The organism is Methylotuvimicrobium sp. KM1 (assembly GCF_044788715.1).
Lineage (GTDB): Bacteria > Pseudomonadota > Gammaproteobacteria > Methylococcales > Methylomonadaceae > Methylotuvimicrobium.
In genome coordinates this window covers 3,777,574-3,796,177 of record NZ_CP173170.1, presented here as the reverse complement: position 1 = coordinate 3,796,177, position 18,604 = coordinate 3,777,574, and the positions used below count along the sequence as shown (strand labels likewise).

Below are 18,604 nucleotides of genomic sequence, written 5' to 3'. Positions count from 1 at the left end.
GCTCTAGCTTCCCGACAATCAAGGAAGATTGAATGTGTAAGTCGGGGTTGATTGAGAATGTGCGGAGTTTGTGTCGGTCTCGGGAAGCCGGAGCTTCCGGGGTGTCTTTCCCAAGCTGGAGCTTGGGAAAGAGCGAAGATGGGATTTAGGAAATAGTTTTAAGCAGAGATAGTAATAATGAGTGAACAAGACGATTCGGATTTAGGTGACGATTGGGCGGCGGCGATGAACGAGCAGGCCGAGTCCGAAGCCGAAACAAAGGGCAGCAAAAATAGCAATCATGTCGAGACGGCATCGTTCGATCGATTCGATAATCAACCCCATGAAGCGGGTGAGATGCGCGAGCCCGGCAATGAGATTCAAATGGATATCATCCTCGATATTCCGGTGACCATGTCGATGGAGATCGGCCGGACTCAGGTGAGCATCAGGAATTTATTGCAATTGAACGAAGGTTCGGTGGTCGAGTTAGATCGTCTTGCGGGCGAGCCGATGGATGTTCTGGTCAATGGTACCCTGATTGCTCATGGCGAAGTGGTCGTGGTAAACGATAAGTTTGGGATTCGTTTGACTGATGTAGTCAGCCCAACCGAACGGGTTAAAAAGCTTCGTTGATGGTTAGGTTTATCTTAAGCGTTTTGTTTTACGCATACCTTCCGTCGGTTTTTGCCTCGCCCGTATCCGAAGTATCCGGAGTTGCGGTCAAAAATGTGGGTTTTCAAGACGTGTTGCAATGGGGCCTGGCGCTTATCTTCGTATTGGGAATCTTTGGGGTTTTTGTTTGGTCGTTACGCAAATTAAGCGGGTTGCCGGTTGGCGGTGAAGCGAAAATGCGGGTGCTGGGCGGCTTGTCCCTCGGCATGCGCGAAAAAGTCGTTTTGCTGGAGGTCGGTAATAAGCAACTGGTCTTGGGCGTCACGCCGGGAAGTATTGAGGCGTTATTGGTCTTAGATGGCGAGGATCGCCTGGTTAGCGATCGTGGCGAACAAGGTGGCCCTAGCGTGTTTTCACAAAAGTTGGTGCAAGCGATGAAGAGGCGCGGCAATGGCTAAATCTTTGCGGATGTGCGGTTTCGTATTCGTCGTTATTTTGCCGATGCCGCTGCATGCCACTGGAGTCGAGGCATTTACGGTTACGACTAACGCACAGGGCGGCGAAACGTATTCGGTAACAATTCAGATCCTCGCGTTAATGACAATGTTGACGGTTTTACCGTCCTTGTTACTGACGATGACTTCGTTTACTCGGATCATGATTGTTTTGGGACTGTTGCGTCAGGCTTTAGGGACCGCACAAGCGCCGAGTAATCAAATCTTGTTGGGTTTATCGTTATTTTTGACGTTTTTCATCATGGCGCCGGTATTCGACAAGGTTAATCGCGATGCGATTCAGCCTTATCTCGAGGAAAAGATCGATGTGTTGACCGCTGTCGAGAATGCATCAGTGCCTTTTCGGCAATTTATGATTAGGCAGACACGCGAGTCCGATCTTGAAATGTTTCTCAGGATTTCCGGTCACGAAGAAGTCGAATCGGTCGACGATGTGCCATTTTCGGTATTGTTACCGGCTTATGTGACCAGCGAATTGAAGACGGCTTTCCAGATCGGTTTTTTGATTTTTCTCCCTTTTCTGGTGATCGATTTAGTGGTTGCTAGCGTATTGATGTCGATGGGTATGATGATGCTGTCGCCGATGATTATATCCCTGCCTTTTAAAATAATGCTGTTCGTGATGGCAGACGGGTGGTCGCTGATCATGGAAATGCTCGCGGCCAGTTTTTATGTGGCTTGATTGTTAAGGAGGGAGCGATGACTCCGGAAACGATTTATACGGTGAGCCAGGAAGCGATGTGGGTGGCGGTTAAGTTGACCGCGCCGGTGCTATTGCCGTCATTGATAGTCGGTTTGATTATCGCGATGTTTCAAGCCGCCACTCAGATCAATGAAATGACGTTGACCTTCGTTCCCAAACTCATCGCGATCGGTATCGTGATGATGACGATGGGGCCCTGGATGCTGCAAATGTACTTGGATTTTTTTCAGCAATTGATTCGTGATATTCCTGAAATGATTGGGTAAGCGATTGAATTTTACCGAAGCTCAATTATTGAATTGGGTTGCATCGTTTATTTGGCCGTTGATGCGCATCGGCGCGATGCTAGTCGCAGCGCCGTTGTTTAGCATGCAAGGCGTGCCGCCTCGGGTGAGGTTAGTCATTGCACTGGGTTTGACCTTGGTCGTCATGCCTTTGCTGCCTCCATTGCCCGATGTTCCTATGTTGAGTTATCAGGGTTTGGCTGTGTCGATGCAGCAGATTTTAATCGGCTTGGTGAGCGGTTTCATCATACAGATGGTTTTTGGCGTCGTAGTATTTGCCGGGCAAACGATCGCTTATAGCATGGGCTTGGGGTTTGCATCGATGGTCGATCCGCAAAGCGGCCAGCAAATTCCGGTGTTGGCACAGTTTTATATTATCGTCAGTACGCTGATTTTTTTTGTTTTAGATGGGCATTTGATGTTGATTAGCATGGTGTTGGATAGCTTTAATACCGTGCCGATTGCGGTCGATGGGTTGGAACAAGCCGAAATCTGGTCGATTATTGCATGGAGCAGTCGCTTGTTTGCCTCGGGTTTGTTATTGGCTTTGCCGGTCATGGCGAGTTTATTGATGGTCAATGTCAGTTTCGGCGTCGCGGCCCGCGCCGCGCCGCAGTTGCATATTTTTGCGGTGGGCTTTCCGGTTACGTTGATGCTAGGCTTGCTGCTGATCTGGCTGACCTTGCCGACTATGCTTCAACAATTCACTGGCGTCATGGTAGAAGGTTATGAGCTTCTAGAGCAGGTGCTGCGTCTGTAGTAGGTCGACATGGCAGAAGATACCGGTCAGGATAAAACAGAAGAACCCACGGCGAAGCGGCTTGCCGATGCTCGAAAGAAAGGTCAAGTCGCAAGGTCCAGGGAGCTTAATACTTTAGTGATGCTGGTCACCAGCTCGGTATTACTGTTATTCATGGGCGGATACATCGGGCAAGGTATGATCGAGATCATGCAAACCCAGTTTCAATTGAGCAGGGAAGTTATTTTCGCGCCCGAAAGCCCGATTAAATTTTTTAAGCAGGCCTTGCTCGATGCCTTCTGGCTTATCTCGCCGTTTTTGGCGGTTTTGGTTGTCGCGGCGTTGATTGGGCCTTTAATTCTGAGCGGATGGGTGTTCAGTTGGGAAGCGTTGACGCCGAAGCTGGAAAAACTCGACCCGATCAAGGGGTTGGTCCGTTTGTTTTCGAAACAAGGGTTGATCGAGTTGTTGAAGGCGCTGATCAAGTTTTTGTTGGTGTTCGGCGTTGCAATGATCTTATATAAGTCGTTTTTGAACGAGTTTCTCGGGTTGAGTGCGGAGCCCTTGGGGCAGGCTGTTCAGCATGCCTTGTTTCATATCGGTCTCGGTTTTTTGGTGTTGAGTGCGTCATTGATTTTAATCGTGATGGTCGATCTACCTTATCAACTCTGGGATCATCATGAAAAGTTAAAAATGACTCGCCAGGAAGTGCGTGACGAAATGAAGGAGTCTCAAGGTAATCCGGAAATCAAAGGGCGTCAGCGCAGAATACAAATGGAAATGTCGCAACGGCGCATGATGGAGGAAGTCCCTTATGCCGATGTCATTGTTACCAACCCGACGCATTTTGCCGTGGCATTGCAATACGATCAAAACTCGTCTTCTGCGCCGAAGGTTATTGCTAAAGGTACCGATCTGGTTGCGGCGCAAATTCGTAATTTGGCAGCCGGTGCGAATGTGCCGCTATTGGTTGCACCGCCTTTGGCGCGGGCTTTGTATTACTCCACTGATTTGAAACAGGAGATTCCGCAAGGCCTGTTTTTGGCGGTCGCGCAGGTGCTGGCCTATGTGTATCAGTTAAAAACAGCCAAGGCTTACGGTTGGGACGAGCCGTTGCCGCCGCAAGATTTGCCGATTCCTGAGGAGTTTCGAAAAGAGTAGGTGGGTGGTGGTAAGCAGTTAGCAGAAAGCAGATAGCGGTGAAAGATGAAGGGTGAAGGGTGAAGCCACGTAGGGTACGCTATGCGTGCCATGGCAACCCCACCAATGCTATAACAAGCCCTTTCATCGTTCCCACGCTCTGCGCTCATCGTTATACATAAGTCTTAATAAGCCAATGAAATCAATGCTGTTGTCGTTTAGCAACAGCATTGATTTATAAGTGTTTTTGGCACTTGTGTATAACGGCGAGCGCTCTGCGTGGGAATGCAGCCCGAACCGCTCTGCGGTTCGAGGGTGATGGAGCGCCCCGACCAGAAAACCACTGGATAAGTGGTTCCTTAAATGCTCATTCAGCAAAGCAAATGTCACGCTTAATCCGCCTTAATCGGGGTTCATGCTGTTTCCCAAGCTGGAGCTTGGGAAACAGCGGAACTCTCTGCGCCTCTGCGCGAGAAAAAGAGCGTGATGCGGGTTAGCCGTTTTTAGCTTGATGCGTATGGGTTGCAAACCCCGTCCTGCTAAGGGTCAAGCCGTTCAAAGGCTTCATATTCTTCATGATCTTCATGGTGAAATACTTTTTTCTAGGTTAAATGCTTATTCAGCAAAGCAAATGCCACGACTAATTCGCCTTAACCGGGGTTGCCAACCTTTGGCTCCTGCTTGCCACGATCAATATTAATTTACGCCGAGTTATTACCAAGACTAAATCATGGACCTTACCCGAATTTTCAACACCTTAAAAATGATAAGCGGCTCCGGACTCGGCGCGCCGCTGCTGATCATTATGATTTTGGCGATGGTGGTCCTGCCGTTACCGCCATTTTTGTTGGATTTGTTTTTCACGTTCAATATTGCTTTTTCGCTGATTATTCTGCTGGTCGTCATTTATATGCTGAATCCGTTGGAGTTTTCGGTGTTTCCAACGGTGATATTGGTGGCGACTTTATTGAGGCTGGCATTAAACGTGGCATCGACACGAATTGTCTTACTTGAGGGGCATCAAGGCGGTGCGGCGGCGGGTAAGGTGATCGAAGCGTTTGGTTCGTTTGTCATCGGCGGTAATTTCGCGGTGGGCTTAGTGGTTTTTTTGATCTTGGTTGTGATCAATTTCGTCGTGGTGACAAAGGGTGCGGGTCGGGTTGCTGAAGTAGGCGCACGGTTTACATTGGATGCGATGCCAGGCAAACAAATGGCGATCGATGCCGATCTCAATTCCGGATTGATTACTCAGGATCAGGCGCGTGAGCGGCGTGCCGAGGTGGCAGCTGAGGCCGATTTTTACGGCTCGATGGATGGTGCCAGCAAGTTCGTCAGAGGCGATGCGGTTGCCGGTATCATTATTTTATTCGTCAATATCATCGGCGGACTCGCGATCGGCGTCGGTCAGCATGGAATGAGTTTCGCGGAAGCCGGCGAAATCTATGTATTGTTGACCATCGGTGACGGTTTGGTCGCTCAAATTCCTTCGCTATTGCTATCGAGTGCGTCGGCGATCGTAGTAACGCGTGTAAAAGGCGGTACCGAGGATATTGGTCAGCAAGTTAGTGCGCAGCTTTTCGAAAATTCCAAAGTCTTGTATATCACCGCCGGTGTAATGGGGACTCTGGGTATAATTCCGGGCATGCCGAATTTGGTATTCATTCTGCTGGCCGGTTCGATGGCCGGTTCTGCTTATATGATCGACAGGCGTCAGAAGGTATTGGCCAGTATCGAAACCAAGCGGGAGCTCGATGTTCGCCAAACCGTACCGGAGATCAAGGAATTGGGTTGGGATGATGTGATGCCGGTCGATATCATCGGCTTGGAAGTCGGCTACCGCTTGATTCCATTGGTCGACAAAAATCAAGGAGGGCAGCTGATGACGCGGATCAAAGGTGTGCGTAAAAAGCTGTCGCAAGAGTTGGGCTTTTTAGTGCCTACGGTGCATATTCGCGATAATTTGGATTTGTCGCCGACGATGTATCGCATCACTTTAATGGGCGTAACCATGGGCGAGGCGGAGATATTTCCCGAATTGGAATTGGCGATTAATCCCGGTCAAGTATTCGGTTCGTTGAAAGGCCGGGAATGTCGCGATCCGGCATTCGGTCTGGAGGCGGTTTGGATCGATGCGGGTCAGAAAGATCATGCGCAAACGTTGGGCTATACCGTCGTCGATCCCGGTACTGTCATTGCCACGCATTTGAGTCATTTACTGCAAAGCAACTCACATGAATTATTCGGCTACGAAGAAGCGCAACAGTTACTCGATAATCTTGCGAAAGTCGCCCCGAAACTGGTCGAGGACCTGGTGCCAAAAACATTGCCGTTGGGTGTTGTGGTCAAGGTGTTGCAAAATTTACTGCAAGAGCATGTATCGATTAGGGATATTCGTACGATTGCCGAAACTTTGGCGGAGTTCGGCGTCAAGAGTCAAGATCCCGATATATTGACCTCGGCGGTCCGTGTGGCACTTGGGCGATCAATCGTTTATGAAATCAGTGGGATACAGCAGGAATTGCCGGTTATTACCTTGGATTCGGAGTTGGAACGATTGTTGCATAAATCATTACAGACGGCGGGTGAAGGCGGTGTCGGCATCGAGCCGGGACTGGCCGAGCAAATGCATCGGTCGCTGGAAGAGAGTGCTCAAAAAATGGAAATGGAAGGACAGGTGCCGGTTTTATTGGTTTCGTCCTTTGTTCGTCCCTGGTTGGCTCGCTTCGTCCGTCATTCGATTTCAGGCTTGCATGTATTGGCTTACAATGAAATACCTGAGGATCGCCAAATAAGAGTGGTTTCCACGGTTGGACAACGCGCCTAATTGACGGGGTAGTACAATGAAAATCAAACGTTTTTTTGCATCGGACATTCGCCAAGCGATGCGCATGGTTAAAGATGAATTGGGTGCCGATGCGGTCATCATGTCCAATCGCTCGGTCGATGGCGGCGTGGAAATCGTCGCTGCTCGCGATTTTGACGAGCAACTCATTCATAATAAATTGCAAAAGGATGCGGCTGAGCGGAAAGCTCAAAACCCCGAAGTCAAACAGCCCCCGTTACAGGATTTTGCGGCTGAAAACAAATCGGCACAGATTATTAGCAGCACTCGAAAAAAAGGAGCGGACGGCTCGGTACCTCCGCGTCCGTTGCGTCGGGATTTTGACGAATATTTGGGTTATGCGGAAAAAATGCAAATAAATCGCCCGCGTCGTTTGCAGCCCGATCCGGTAAAGAAGCCGGTGCCGGCTGTATCGGCAAAAATAGAGGAAATTCCCGACGAGCCGGTACCTGCGGTTCAGGAGAAAACGGTGATGTCGGCGCGGGTCGAAGAGTCCGTTCCGGTCGCCCGCGAAAACAGTGCGAACGATCAGCTTATCAAAGACATGTTTCAGGAATTGAAATCGCTGAAGATGACGATGAATAGCCGCCTGTCGGAAATCGGTTGGAGGCAAAACAGTCAAAGCAATCCGGTGCGGGTCGAATTGTTGCATCGTTTGGTCGATATGGGGATCGCCAAAAATTTGAGTATGAAAGTTGCCGGTCGCTTGAGTAATTATCAAACCATCGAGCCGGCTTTCAAAAAAGCTCAGGAAATGTTGGTTAATGTGCTGCCTGTCTATAATGATGCGCTTTTGGATTATGGTGGAATCGCCGCGTTGGTGGGCCCGACCGGCGTCGGCAAGACTACGACGATCGCCAAATTGGCGGCACGCTTCATTCTGAAACATGGGCCGAGACAGGTCGCGTTGATCACGACCGATAATTATCGTATTGCCGCGCATGATCAACTCAATACCTACGGCCGGATTCTCGATGTGCCCGTTCGCGTGGCGGCCGATGCCGAGCAACTGCGAAATTTGATCGACGGCTTTGCCGATAAGCGTCTTATTTTGATCGATACCGCCGGAATGAGTCAGCGCGACCAACGCTTGGCCGAGCAAATCCAAACGTTACAGCACGATGACCTACGCATTCGACCTTATTTGGTGATGTCTGCTGCGACGCAATACAAAGCGATGAAAGAGATTATTCAAGCCTTTCAAATTTTTCAGCCTGAAGCAGGCATATTGACTAAACTTGACGAAGCAGCGACCAAGGGGGCGGCAATATCGGCATTAATCGAACAGCGCATGCCGCTATCTTATGTTACCGATGGACAACAAGTACCCGAGGATCTACATGTGGCCTCGGCCAAGCAATTAATTGAGCAGTGCGCAGCAGAGTCGGATCAAGAAAGCGATTATAATGCGATACTTGATTATGACGACTGGGTGGCGCAAGGTTATGCATAATCCATTCGATCAGGCAGCCGGAATCAGAAGAATGAATAAAACGAATCCCGTTCGGGTCATCGCAGTCACTAGCGGTAAAGGCGGCGTTGGGAAAACAAATTTATCGGTAAACTTGGGTTTGGCATTGGCCGAACAAGGCAAGCGAGTTGCCTTGCTCGATGCCGATATGGGGCTTGCCAATGTCGACGTGCTGCTGGGGATGTATCCGAAATTCAATCTTTCGCATGTATTGAAAGGTGAAAAAACATTGAACGAAATTATCGTGACCGGGCCGTCCGGGTTGCAAGTGATTCCGGCTTCGTCGGGTCTGCAGCATATGTCCGATTTGTCGACGGTAGAGCAAGCCGCAGTCATCAGGGCATTTAGCGATATCGATCAGGATTTGGATGTACTGATTGTCGATACGGCGGCGGGCATATCGTCCAGCGTTATTAATTTTGCCCGTGCTTGCCAGGAAGTCATTGTTGTCGTGTGCGACGAGCCGACTTCTTTAACCGATGCCTATGCCTTCATTAAACTCTTAAATCGTGATTACGGTTTGAGCCGCTTCCATATTTTGACCAACATGGTTCAAAGTGCCCAGCAAGGCCAGAATCTTTTTCAAAAATTGACGAAAGTCACCGACCGTTATCTGGATGTGACGTTACAGTTTGCAGGTGCGGTACCTTATGATGAATATTTACGTAAAGCCGTTCAGCAACAAAGCCCGGTCATCGCTGCCTATCCTCGCAGTAAAGCCTCTCTGGCCTTGAAAAATGTGGCAAGACAAATAAATAGTTGGCCGATCAAAGGACAAGCGGGAGGTTATCTTGAGTTCTTTATCGAACGTATGATCCAATACGGCGCACAAAAGGATGTTGCATGAAGGGAGCGGCCATGTATGCGTCGGTGCAATCGGGTGAAAAAGAAGACCTGGTACTACGGCATGTGCCTTTAGTTAAACGCATTGCCTATCATTTATTGGCTAAATTGCCCGAAACGGTGTTGGTCGAGGATTTGATTCAATCCGGAATGATCGGCTTGTTGGATGCGATCAAGCATTTTGATGCCTCGCAAGGCGCCAGTTTCGACACGTATGCCGGTATTCGCATTCGTGGTGCAATGCTCGACGAAGTTCGACGATCCGATTGGACCCCGCGTTCCGTTCATAAAAAAGCGCGCATGGTGACTGATGCGATAAGACATATCGAAAGTAAAACCGGCCGCGATGCCAGCGATGGAGAAGTCGCCGAGTATTTGGGGATCAGTGCCGACGAATATGGACGCATATTGCAAGACACGCAATGCTGTCGTACCTTGAGCGTCGAGGAGTTGTCCGAAGAAGGCGATGCGGCTTTTTACGATGATCAGCCGTTAAAAAACGATCCGTTGAACCGATTAAGCCGAGAAAAATTCAATCAGGCTTTAATCGAGGCGATTCGAAGTTTGCCCGAGCGCGAACAGCTGGTGGTTTCATTGTATTACGTCGATGAATTAAATTTACGCGAAATCGGCCAAATTTTAAATATTAGCGAGTCCCGTGTCAGTCAAATCAGCAGTCAGGCCATGTTGAGGTTGCGAGCGAGACTTGCGGACTGGCGAGAAGGTCATGATAATGGCGTTTGAATTAGGCTTTGCAGGTATGAACGTTATGCCCATCGTAGATCTTTTGCGGGAAGGGTTATGTAACCCGTCCCGAATGTTTCGTTTGGTCCTAAATATTTTGCGCTGTTACCCAAGCTGGAGCACTCGCCGTTATACACAAGTATCGGTAAACTTGCTAAACAGAGTTCGTCGTATACCTGGAAACGGTGCTGTTTGATAAATCTGCGGATATTGAACATCAGTGGCTTCGAAATCGCGACGAAGGCGTCGCTCCCACAAGGGGGCGGATGCTCTGTGGGAGCGATCCCCAGATCGCGATTTCGAAGTCGGGAACGTTGGGCGACAAAAAATGGTATCGAAGCCTCATTAGCTAAGATTGCAAAACAGTAATTTTTGACTTATGTATAACGATGAGCGGAGGACCGTGGGAACCAGAAAAAAACGGACTTCTTCCGGCGAGCCTAAACAGCGTAGCCCGGATGGAGCGTAGCGCAATCCGGGAAGTTCGGGGTCACGCCATTCCCGTATTCCGCTTCGCTGCATACGGGCTACGCGCTGTTACCCAAGCTCCAGCTTGGGTAACCTGTTCAGGAAGCTCTAGCTTCACGACAATCAAGGAAGGTTGAATGAGGGAGTCAGGGTTGATTGAAAATGTGCAGCGGTTGTGTCGGTCTCAGGAAGCTCTTGCCCTGAACCCTTCGGCTGCGCTCAGGAGAGCCTTGTCGAAGGCTTGCCCTGAGCTTGTCGAAGGGGGAGCTTCCGGGGTGTGTTTCCCAAGCTAGAGTTTGGGAAAGAGCGCGAGATACGCGATGCGTAGCATCAAACGTTAAAAAGTTTTATTTATTAAGTTGAGTGGGTTGGAGACTATCCTTGGATAAAAATATGAAAATTCTCATTGTGGATGATTTTTCCACGATGAGACGTATTATAAAAAACTTACTGAGGGACTTGGGTTTTACAAATACGGCCGAAGCCGATGACGGTAAAACCGCTCTGCCGAGACTAAAAGCCGGTGGCATCGATTTTCTAGTGACCGACTGGAATATGCCTGGCATGTCCGGATTGGATTTGCTAAAAGCCGTTCGATCCGACCCGGATCTTGCCACGCTGCCGGTTTTAATGGTAACGGCCGAAGCTAAGCGAGAGCAAATTATTATGGCGGCTCAAGCCGGCGTCAATGGATATATCATCAAGCCGTTTACCGCCGCGACGCTCAAAGAAAAAATCGAAAAAATCTTTGAACGCATAGACAGCTAAGTCTGAGGGGATTTAATGACCGATAAAGATCGCCTTAGTCAGGTTAAAGACCTGCTTAAGGCATTAGAAGAAGGAGACGAGCAAACGGCCGACAGAATTCTCGATGAAATAGCCGGAATCCGCGAAAGCCAGTTGTTTATTGAAGTGGGTCGATTAACCCGGCAATTGCATGATGCCATGGTGCATTTTTCCGTGGACTCAAAAATCACCGAGATTGCCGCGCAGGAAATTCCGGATGCGAAGGAACGATTGCGTTATGTCATTACGATGACCGAACAAGCTGCCGATCAAACCTTGACCGTTGTCGAAGATATCGTCCCGGTTGCGCGAATGCTCAACGAACAAGCCACAAGACTCGCCGAAAAGTGGGAACGTTTTTTGATTCGAAAAATGCCTTTCGAAGAATTCAAAGACATGAGTCAGGAAATTACCGAGTATTTTAATGAGTCTGTTAAATCGCTTGAAATTATGCAAAACGGGCTCAACGATATTTTAATGGCTCAAGGTTTTCAAGACATTACCGGACAAATCATCCGGCGGGTAATAGCAATGGTCGAAGACTTGGAAAATGGCATGGTCGATTTAATCCGTTTATCAAGCGTTAAAGCGGCTTCGAAAGAGACGGGCATGTCAAGCGTCGAATTACCGGGACCGGTCGTGCCCGGTGTTGACGATAAAAAAGACGAGGTGGCGACTAGCCAAGACGATGTTGACGACTTGCTATCCAGCTTGGGTTTTTGAGGATTGAATTATGGCGATTGATCTGGACGACGAAATTTTACAGGATTTTCTAGTCGAATCCGGTGAAATAATTGAATTATTGGGCGAGCAGTTGGTTCAACTCGAGCAGATGCCCAATGATTACGATTTACTCAATGCCATATTTAGAGGTTTTCATACCGTCAAAGGAGGTGCCGGATTTTTAGCGATAGACCCCCTGGTTGAAATTTGCCATAAAGCTGAAGATGTCTTTAATGTGCTTCGACAAGGCGATAGAAAAGTCGACCCTAAATTAATGGATGTCGTGCTTCAGGTGCTGGATATTGTTAACGAAATGTTCGGCCAGATTCGTGCCGGACATGAACCTGAACCAGCATCGCCGGCATTACTGAACAAACTTCAGGCTTTTACGTCTCCCGGCAAAGCGACCGAAGCGGAAGCGACCGAACAAAGGGGCGCGAAAGAGCAAGAACAAGAGCCATCGCCTATTGCCTCCGCCGATGAAATCGATATTGTCGAGAAAGAATTCGAATCGATGCTGAATATAGCCGACGAGGAATCGGCTGGTATTGACGATAGTTCAAACTCCGATGAAATCACCGAGGAAGAGTTCGAGCAATTGCTCGATACCTTGCATGGTAAAGGAGCTTCGCCGACCGCCCCTAAAATAACGCAAGGCGAATCGCAACCTGCTTCAGCAGCCGATGAAATTACCGAAGATGAATTCGAGCAACTACTCGATGTATTACATGGCAAAGGCGGTTCGCCGACATCCCCCAAATCCGATCGAAGCGAAACCGCATCGAATGCAGGAGTCGAATCGGAAAACGCCGAAAAGGTATCGATGCCCGCCAAAAAATCGGTGCCGGCGACTTCGGATTCCGATGAAATTACCGAAGACGAATTCGAAAATTTGCTCGATCAATTGCATGGTAAAGGGAAGTTCAACCCTTCAGTAGTTGCCGAAACCGGCGATCAAGCACCTAAGGCGCCGGAAAAGAAACCTGTCGCCGAATTTGTTCCCGGCAACAAAGACAAGTCATCGTCCGCTGCTAATTCAATAGAGCAGCATGACACTAAAGATCAAAAGCCCGCCGCTTCAAAAGCAGCCCCTTCAGGATCTCCGCAAATCGAGCCCACCGTTCGGGTCGATACTCAGGTACTCGACGATATCATGAACATGGTCGGCGAATTGGTTTTGGTTAGAAATCGTTTTCAGACGCTGAGATCAGCATCCGATAGCGATGATCAGATGGCCAAGGCAATTGCTAATCTCGATGTTGTGACAGCCGATCTACAATTAGCGGTCATGAAAACCCGAATGCAGCCGATTAAAAAAGTATTCGGTCGATTTCCGCGTGTAGTCCGGGATTTGGCGCGTAGTCTCAATAAACAAATTAGACTGGAATTGGTTGGAGAAGAAACCGATCTCGACAAGAACTTAGTCGAGGCTTTGGCAGACCCGTTGGTGCATTTAGTGAGAAATTCGGTCGATCACGGTATCGAAAGCCCGGAAGAGCGGACTGCGGCAGGTAAGCCGGCCGAAGGCGTCGTCGTGTTGACCGCTTCGCAGCAAGGCGATCATATCGAGTTATCGATAAAGGATGATGGCAAGGGCATGAATGCCAATGCTTTGCGGGCCAAGGTCGTCGAAAAGGGTTTAATGGATGCCGATACCGCCGCTCGACTGGATCAACGCGAATGTTTTAATTTAATTTTTATGCCCGGATTTTCGACCAAAGCCGAGATTTCCGATGTTTCGGGGCGGGGTGTCGGTATGGATGTTGTAAAGACCCGCATTTCTCAAATGAACGGTGCGGTCGAGGTTGATTCAAAGGAAGGCGTCGGTACCACGATTACCATCAAAGTACCTTTGACGCTTGCGATCATGCCGACATTGATGGTCAAGCTAGCCGATCAAGCCTTCGCATTACCGTTGGGTAGCGTGATGGAAATTCTCGATCTGGATCTGCGTGTGACTAATGTCGTAGATGGACAGCAGGTCGTCATGGTTCGAAACAAAGCCTTACCGCTATTTTATCTTGGCGAATGGCTCGTGCAGGATCCGAATTATGTACTAAATAAACAAGCTTCTGCGCATGTCGTCGTGGTCAATGCCGGTGGGCGTCAAGTCGGTTTTGTCGTGGATCAATTAATTGGTCAGGAAGAAGTTGTTATTAAAGCTTTGGGTGCGAAATTACAAGGCTTGGATGGACTTTCTGGGGCGACGATCACCGGTGACGGGCGCATTGCACTGATTCTCGACGTGCCCGGTTTAATGAAGCGATATGCAAGCTAATTAGAAGTTCATGGCCGTTAAGGTATTAATAGTCGACGATTCCGGGTTCATTTGTAAAAGAATCAAAGAAATACTTGAGGAGTCGAAAGATAGCGAAGGACACGCCGAATTTGAAGTAGTGGGTATTGCCAATAACGGCTTGCAAGCGATTAGGTTGACGGCTGCCTTAGCGCCCGATGTCATAACGATGGATATCGAGATGCCGTTGATGGACGGCATTACTGCGGTTAAGCGCATTATGGCGGAAACGCCGACCCCTATTTTGATGTTCTCGGCAATGACTCAGGTAGGTGCTCAAGCGACATTGGATGCCTTGCATGCCGGTGCAGTGGATTTTTTACCGAAGCGACTGGATGAGATCGATGCCGACCGGGAAACGGCAAAACGCTTGCTTCGGCGAAGGGTACGCATGGTTGCCTTGCAAACCGGAAAAAGCAAAACAAGAAGCGGCGGCGGAGCGCTGGCTAAGAATAAAACCGAACAGGCAGGAAAAACGCTCGAAAAACCGGCTAAGCAAGGGATTCAGCAAACAGCGAAACAATTCGGCGCATTACGCATTATGGTGATTGCCGCCTCGACCGGAGGTCCTGTTGCGATACAGCAAGTGTTAAGCCAAGTTCCGCAGTCATGCCCGTTGCCGGTGATCATTGTTCAACATATGCCGCAAAACTTCACGGCTAGTTTTGCAGAGCGGTTGGATCAATTATGCCGTATCAAGGTGAGGGAAGCACGCGATGGCGATATCTTGGAGCCGGGAACGGCGTTGGTTGCGGCAGGAGGCATGCAATTGGAATTCAAAGGCTCCGGCGTGCGTAAATCGATTGTTTTAAGGCCGAAAATAGCCGGAGAAATTTACAGTCCGTGTGCGGACATTACATTGGCTTCAGTCGCTCGGTATTTTCACGATGCAGTGCTGGCGGTGGTCTTAACCGGTATGGGGTCGGATGGTAAAGAAGGCGCTCGAAAACTGAAGCAAGCCGGTTCGATAGTTTGGGCGCAAAACGAGGAAAGTTGTACGATATACGGTATGCCCAAAGCGGTTATCGATGCAGGCTTAGCCGATAATGTTTACAGCCTCGATGAAATAGGACGGCAATTAAGCCGTATCACTTAATGGATTACTTAAGTCTCGTTGGCGTTGTGTTGGGTTTCGTAGCGATCGTCGGCGGTACGATAATGGACGGCGGACATGCTGAGGCGCTGCTAAACGGACCGGCCTTAGTAATCGTTTTGGGCGGTACAATAGGCGCTACATTGTTGCAATTTCCACCGACAGTATTCTTGCGAGGCCTCAATCTCAGTTTATGGATCTTCAAGCCCCAAAAGCAATTATTTAAGCAACAAGTCAATAAAATGGTCGAATGGAGCGCGTTGGCCAGAAAAGAAGGTTTACTGGGTCTGGAGTCGGTTCTCGATAACGAAATTGATCCTTTCGCAATCAAGGGTTTGCAACTTTTAGTCGACGGTAGCGAACCGGAAGTGATTCGGGATTGTTTGGAATTGGAGATTAATACTCGGGAGTTTAGCGATTTACAGGCGGCTAGAGTATTCGAAGCCATGGGCGGTTACTCGCCGACGATCGGTATTCTCGGCGCCGTAATTGGTCTCATTCATGTCATGAAAAATCTGGCCGAGCCAGGTTTACTGGGATCCGGCATTGCAACAGCGTTTGTTGCGACGATCTATGGCGTTGGCTTTGCCAATCTGATTTTTTTGCCGGTTGCAAACAAATTGAAGATGCAAATATTGATAATGTCGCAAGCTAAGGAATTGTTGGTTGAGGGTATCGTAGCCATTGCCGAGGGAGAAAACCCAAAAAATATCGAATTGAAATTATCCGGTTTTTTAATCGAAAATCGGGATTAGCTCGGGGGGGGCGTGATGCGGCGAAAAAAAAAAGAATTGGCCGAACCTGAAAATCATGAGCGATGGCTGATTTCCTATGCCGACTTTATTACCTTATTATTTGCGTTTTTTGTCGTAATGTATTCGATCTCTTCGGTCAACGAGGGTAAATATAAAACACTGTCCGACTCATTGGGCGAGGCCTTTTCGAAAAGGCAATCGGAATCGGCGATTTCCGATAGAGAAGGCACCCCTTTTACCGTGGTGCAGCCCATCCAAATCGGTGAAGAACCCATGACCGTTCAGCCGATCGAGTTACCTCATCCGACTTTGGAAGAGGTTGAAAAAAAACATGAGCTCAGCGAGGAAATATTGCGTGAGCGGCGCAATTTGATCGAGGCGTCCGAACAAATGTCGGAAGTCTTGGCGCCATTTATCGAAAAGGATTTGGTAGCGGTTAAAAAACATGACTTTTGGATCGAGCTAGAAATGAATAGCGAGCTGTTATTCGCGAGCGGCGAGGCTGAGTTATCGCCAAAAGCGTTACCGATTTTGAAAAAAGTTTCAGAAATTGTCAGACGCATGCCGAATGTCATCAATGTCGAAGGGCATACCGATACGGTCCCGATTAGTACCGTTAAATTCCCATCCAATTGGGAATTGTCTTCGGCGCGAGCAACTAGCGTAGTAAGAGAATTCGTCAACGAGGGGATCGTGCCGTCACGATTATCGGCGGTCGGCTATGGAGAATTTCATCCGATAGCCGATAACGGTAGCGAGGCAGGTCGATTTCAAAATAGAAGAGTTGCGGTGGTGTTAATGTCGCATGCTTTTGCTCGTTACGGCGCGGATGACAAAGAAAGAGCGAAGTTACTGAATATATCGCCGGTTACCGATGCTGAAATGAACAATACTCAAGGTTCCCCATAGTGGTGTGGATAATTACCATCCTCGTTCCTACCGCTCAGGCGGCCTAGGTATGGGTTCCCACGGAGGACCGTGGGAACCGAAAAATCTACGAGAGCCGAGTTTTTTGCGGTTTAGCTAATGAATTTAGATTAAAAGGCATTTTATGAAGGTCTGGACGGTATCCAATCAGAAAGGCGGTGTAGGCAAAACGACAACTGTCGTTACGCTCGGCGGTTTATTGTCTTCCTGGGGATTTCGTACATTATTAGTCGATCTCGACCCGCACGGCGCATTGACGAGTTATTTCAAAATGAATCCCGATGAAGTCAAGGCGAGCGTATACAATCTTTTTCATGATGCCAGTTTGAAAAAGAAAAACGCGGGGCCCGAATCTTATATCGTAGAAACTAAATTCGACGGTTTGTTTGTGTTGCCGGCCGCGACCGCGATTGCAACGTTGGACCGACAAGTCGCATCGATGGGCGGTATGGGATTGGTAGTCAACAATGCCTTAGCCAAGGTATCCGACCGTTACGATTACGTCATCATCGATAGTCCGCCAATGCTCGGTGTGTTGATGATTAATGCACTGGCGGCTTGTCAGCAATTAATTATGCCGGTGTTAGCCGAATTTTTAGCCGTCAAGGGACTCGAGCGTATGATGCATACGCTCAATATGGTTTATAAATCACGTACCCATGCGCCTCGATACACGATTGTACCGACGATGTTCGATAAACGAACGCGCGCTGCTCAAGAAAGCCTTAGGGTGTTGAGAGAGCAATATCCGGATTATCTATGGAATTCGATCATACCGATCGATACAAAAATCAGGGATGCCAGCACACAAGGTATTCCGCTATCGATTTATTGGCCGGAATCGAAAGCCGTGGAGGCTTACTCGGCTTTGCTGGATCGCTTGTTATTGCATGATAATCAAACTGTCAAAGAAACGGCGGCAGTTTAATGAAGGGTCTTAGCGATAACAAATTGGATATCGAGCAACAGATTATTCACCAGGAATTGGCTCTCGACAGCTATTTAAAAACCCTGCTGGAGGAAATGCCGACTGAGGAAGCCGAGGTGATTATGCCATCGGCACCTGAGGCTAAAGTGCCCGTACCGACAGCACGTGTCGAATCGAAAATAAAGAAAAAAAGCGAGACCATTGCCAAGACGTCGGCCTTGATTGAACTGCAATTGGTTCCAAAGCCTACCATGCCGCTTGCGGTTATGCCGTCTTGGGCTCAGTATGAATTCCAAGCCTTATTTTTTAGAATAGGCCAGCTCATACTGGCTACGCCTTTGGTTGAATTATCCAGAGCCATTAAATTTGATAAGACGATCACTAAAATCCCTGGGCAACCCTCGTGGTTTATCGGTTTGCTGGAAGATCAGAAGCGAAAAATCGGTATTCTCGATTCCGGGCAATTGATTTTAGGGAAAGGATATGCAAATAAACGAGACTTAATTGAGCAGCCTTATAAAAGCATGTTAATTACCCAGGATGGCAATTGGGGCTTGGCTTGCGATGAACTTTTGTCTATTGGTAAGGTGCGTCCCGAGCAAGTTCGTTGGCGTACCCATCGTAAGCAGCGGCCATGGTTGATTGGAACAGTAATCGAGGAATTGACCGCCGTGATCGATGTCGAACAGTTGACGCCGCGAAGAAAGGTTAAAGATGAAAGATGAAAGATGAAAGGGGAAAGATGCTTTTATC

Annotated in this window: 18 protein-coding genes; all 18 read left to right on the top strand. The window is 48.6% G+C overall.

Going from position 1 to position 18,604, the window contains the following annotated elements:
• The first annotated feature begins 177 nt into the window (after window positions 1-177).
• The 18 genes from fliN to ACINK7_RS16200 all read left to right on the top strand — a co-directional run bounded on the left by fliN (window position 178) and on the right by ACINK7_RS16200 (window position 18,576).
• Complete coding sequence (gene fliN / locus ACINK7_RS16285; RefSeq protein WP_404356848.1) at window positions 178-615, top strand: flagellar motor switch protein FliN; 438 nt, start codon at window positions 178-180, stop codon at window positions 613-615.
• The gene (gene fliO / locus ACINK7_RS16280) at window positions 615-1,052 is read left to right on the top strand and encodes a flagellar biosynthetic protein FliO (protein ID WP_404356846.1); all 438 of its coding nucleotides are present in this window, start codon (window positions 615-617) and stop codon (window positions 1,050-1,052) included. Before fliN ends, fliO begins: the two co-directional genes overlap by 1 nt.
• Complete coding sequence (fliP, locus tag ACINK7_RS16275; protein WP_404356844.1) at window positions 1,045-1,791, top strand: flagellar type III secretion system pore protein FliP; 747 nt, start codon at window positions 1,045-1,047, stop codon at window positions 1,789-1,791. Before fliO ends, fliP begins: the two co-directional genes overlap by 8 nt.
• Before the next feature lie 17 nt (window positions 1,792-1,808).
• Window positions 1,809-2,078, top strand: a complete 270-nt coding sequence (fliQ, locus tag ACINK7_RS16270) for a flagellar biosynthesis protein FliQ (protein ID WP_014149590.1) — start codon at window positions 1,809-1,811, stop codon at window positions 2,076-2,078.
• 4 nt (window positions 2,079-2,082) lie between these two features.
• Window positions 2,083-2,856, top strand: coding sequence for a flagellar biosynthetic protein FliR (gene fliR / locus ACINK7_RS16265; RefSeq protein ID WP_404356842.1), 774 nt, complete (start codon window positions 2,083-2,085; stop codon window positions 2,854-2,856).
• 9 nt (window positions 2,857-2,865) lie between these two features.
• Window positions 2,866-3,996, top strand: a complete 1,131-nt coding sequence (gene flhB / locus ACINK7_RS16260) for a flagellar biosynthesis protein FlhB (protein WP_404356840.1) — start codon at window positions 2,866-2,868, stop codon at window positions 3,994-3,996.
• Window positions 3,997-4,705: 709 nt separating this feature from the next.
• Window positions 4,706-6,799, top strand: coding sequence for a flagellar biosynthesis protein FlhA (flhA, locus tag ACINK7_RS16255; RefSeq protein WP_404356838.1), 2,094 nt, complete (start codon window positions 4,706-4,708; stop codon window positions 6,797-6,799).
• Between the two features lie 16 nt (window positions 6,800-6,815).
• Complete coding sequence (gene flhF / locus ACINK7_RS16250) at window positions 6,816-8,270, top strand: flagellar biosynthesis protein FlhF (protein WP_404356836.1); 1,455 nt, start codon at window positions 6,816-6,818, stop codon at window positions 8,268-8,270.
• A 31-nt stretch (window positions 8,271-8,301) separates the two neighbouring features.
• Window positions 8,302-9,135, top strand: coding sequence for a MinD/ParA family protein (locus ACINK7_RS16245; RefSeq protein ID WP_404356835.1), 834 nt, complete (start codon window positions 8,302-8,304; stop codon window positions 9,133-9,135).
• Window positions 9,132-9,875: an RNA polymerase sigma factor FliA gene (locus ACINK7_RS16240; RefSeq protein ID WP_404356833.1), complete on the top strand. Its 744-nt coding sequence runs from the start codon at window positions 9,132-9,134 to the stop codon at window positions 9,873-9,875. The genes ACINK7_RS16245 and ACINK7_RS16240 overlap by 4 nt, the downstream gene beginning before the upstream one ends.
• Window positions 9,876-10,724: 849 nt before the next feature.
• The gene (gene cheY, locus ACINK7_RS16235; RefSeq protein ID WP_341326107.1) at window positions 10,725-11,111 is read left to right on the top strand and encodes a chemotaxis response regulator CheY; all 387 of its coding nucleotides are present in this window, start codon (window positions 10,725-10,727) and stop codon (window positions 11,109-11,111) included.
• A gap of 15 nt (window positions 11,112-11,126) precedes the next feature.
• Window positions 11,127-11,852: a protein phosphatase CheZ gene (locus ACINK7_RS16230; RefSeq protein WP_404356831.1), complete on the top strand. Its 726-nt coding sequence runs from the start codon at window positions 11,127-11,129 to the stop codon at window positions 11,850-11,852.
• A 10-nt stretch (window positions 11,853-11,862) separates the two neighbouring features.
• Window positions 11,863-14,130, top strand: a complete 2,268-nt coding sequence (locus ACINK7_RS16225) for a chemotaxis protein CheW (protein ID WP_404356829.1) — start codon at window positions 11,863-11,865, stop codon at window positions 14,128-14,130.
• A 10-nt stretch (window positions 14,131-14,140) separates the two neighbouring features.
• A complete protein-coding gene (locus ACINK7_RS16220; protein ID WP_404356827.1) occupies window positions 14,141-15,244 on the top strand; it encodes a chemotaxis response regulator protein-glutamate methylesterase in 1,104 nt (367 codons plus the stop codon).
• Entirely contained in the window at window positions 15,244-15,996 is a 753-nt protein-coding gene (locus ACINK7_RS16215) for a flagellar motor protein (protein ID WP_404356825.1), read from the top strand. The genes ACINK7_RS16220 and ACINK7_RS16215 overlap by 1 nt, the downstream gene beginning before the upstream one ends.
• A gap of 15 nt (window positions 15,997-16,011) precedes the next feature.
• Window positions 16,012-16,905: a flagellar motor protein MotD gene (gene motD, locus ACINK7_RS16210; RefSeq protein WP_404356823.1), complete on the top strand. Its 894-nt coding sequence runs from the start codon at window positions 16,012-16,014 to the stop codon at window positions 16,903-16,905.
• 142 nt (window positions 16,906-17,047) lie between these two features.
• On the top strand, window positions 17,048-17,851 hold the full coding sequence (locus tag ACINK7_RS16205) for a ParA family protein (protein WP_404356821.1): 804 nt from the start codon (window positions 17,048-17,050) through the stop codon (window positions 17,849-17,851).
• Entirely contained in the window at window positions 17,851-18,576 is a 726-nt protein-coding gene (locus tag ACINK7_RS16200; protein WP_404356819.1) for a chemotaxis protein CheW, read from the top strand. The genes ACINK7_RS16205 and ACINK7_RS16200 overlap by 1 nt, the downstream gene beginning before the upstream one ends.
• Window positions 18,577-18,604 lie beyond the last annotated feature (28 nt).

Bases quoted from the DNA above. Each gene is read 5' to 3' on its own strand.
- ACINK7_RS16215 (WP_404356825.1), top strand. From the start codon at position 15,244: ATGGATTACTTAAGTCTCGTTGGCGTTGTGTTGGGTTTCGTAGCGATC.
- fliQ (WP_014149590.1), top strand. From the start codon at position 1,809: ATGACTCCGGAAACGATTTATACGGTGAGCCAGGAAGCGATGTGGGTG.
- fliP (WP_404356844.1), top strand. From the start codon at position 1,045: ATGGCTAAATCTTTGCGGATGTGCGGTTTCGTATTCGTCGTTATTTTG.
- ACINK7_RS16200 (WP_404356819.1), top strand. From the start codon at position 17,851: ATGAAGGGTCTTAGCGATAACAAATTGGATATCGAGCAACAGATTATT.
- fliO (WP_404356846.1), top strand. From the start codon at position 615: ATGGTTAGGTTTATCTTAAGCGTTTTGTTTTACGCATACCTTCCGTCG.
- motD (WP_404356823.1), top strand. From the start codon at position 16,012: ATGCGGCGAAAAAAAAAAGAATTGGCCGAACCTGAAAATCATGAGCGA.
- ACINK7_RS16240 (WP_404356833.1), top strand. From the start codon at position 9,132: ATGAAGGGAGCGGCCATGTATGCGTCGGTGCAATCGGGTGAAAAAGAA.
- flhA (WP_404356838.1), top strand. From the start codon at position 4,706: ATGGACCTTACCCGAATTTTCAACACCTTAAAAATGATAAGCGGCTCC.
- fliN (WP_404356848.1), top strand. From the start codon at position 178: ATGAGTGAACAAGACGATTCGGATTTAGGTGACGATTGGGCGGCGGCG.
- ACINK7_RS16220 (WP_404356827.1), top strand. From the start codon at position 14,141: ATGGCCGTTAAGGTATTAATAGTCGACGATTCCGGGTTCATTTGTAAA.
- ACINK7_RS16245 (WP_404356835.1), top strand. From the start codon at position 8,302: ATGAATAAAACGAATCCCGTTCGGGTCATCGCAGTCACTAGCGGTAAA.
- ACINK7_RS16205 (WP_404356821.1), top strand. From the start codon at position 17,048: ATGAAGGTCTGGACGGTATCCAATCAGAAAGGCGGTGTAGGCAAAACG.
- flhB (WP_404356840.1), top strand. From the start codon at position 2,866: ATGGCAGAAGATACCGGTCAGGATAAAACAGAAGAACCCACGGCGAAG.
- ACINK7_RS16225 (WP_404356829.1), top strand. From the start codon at position 11,863: ATGGCGATTGATCTGGACGACGAAATTTTACAGGATTTTCTAGTCGAA.
- ACINK7_RS16230 (WP_404356831.1), top strand. From the start codon at position 11,127: ATGACCGATAAAGATCGCCTTAGTCAGGTTAAAGACCTGCTTAAGGCA.
- flhF (WP_404356836.1), top strand. From the start codon at position 6,816: ATGAAAATCAAACGTTTTTTTGCATCGGACATTCGCCAAGCGATGCGC.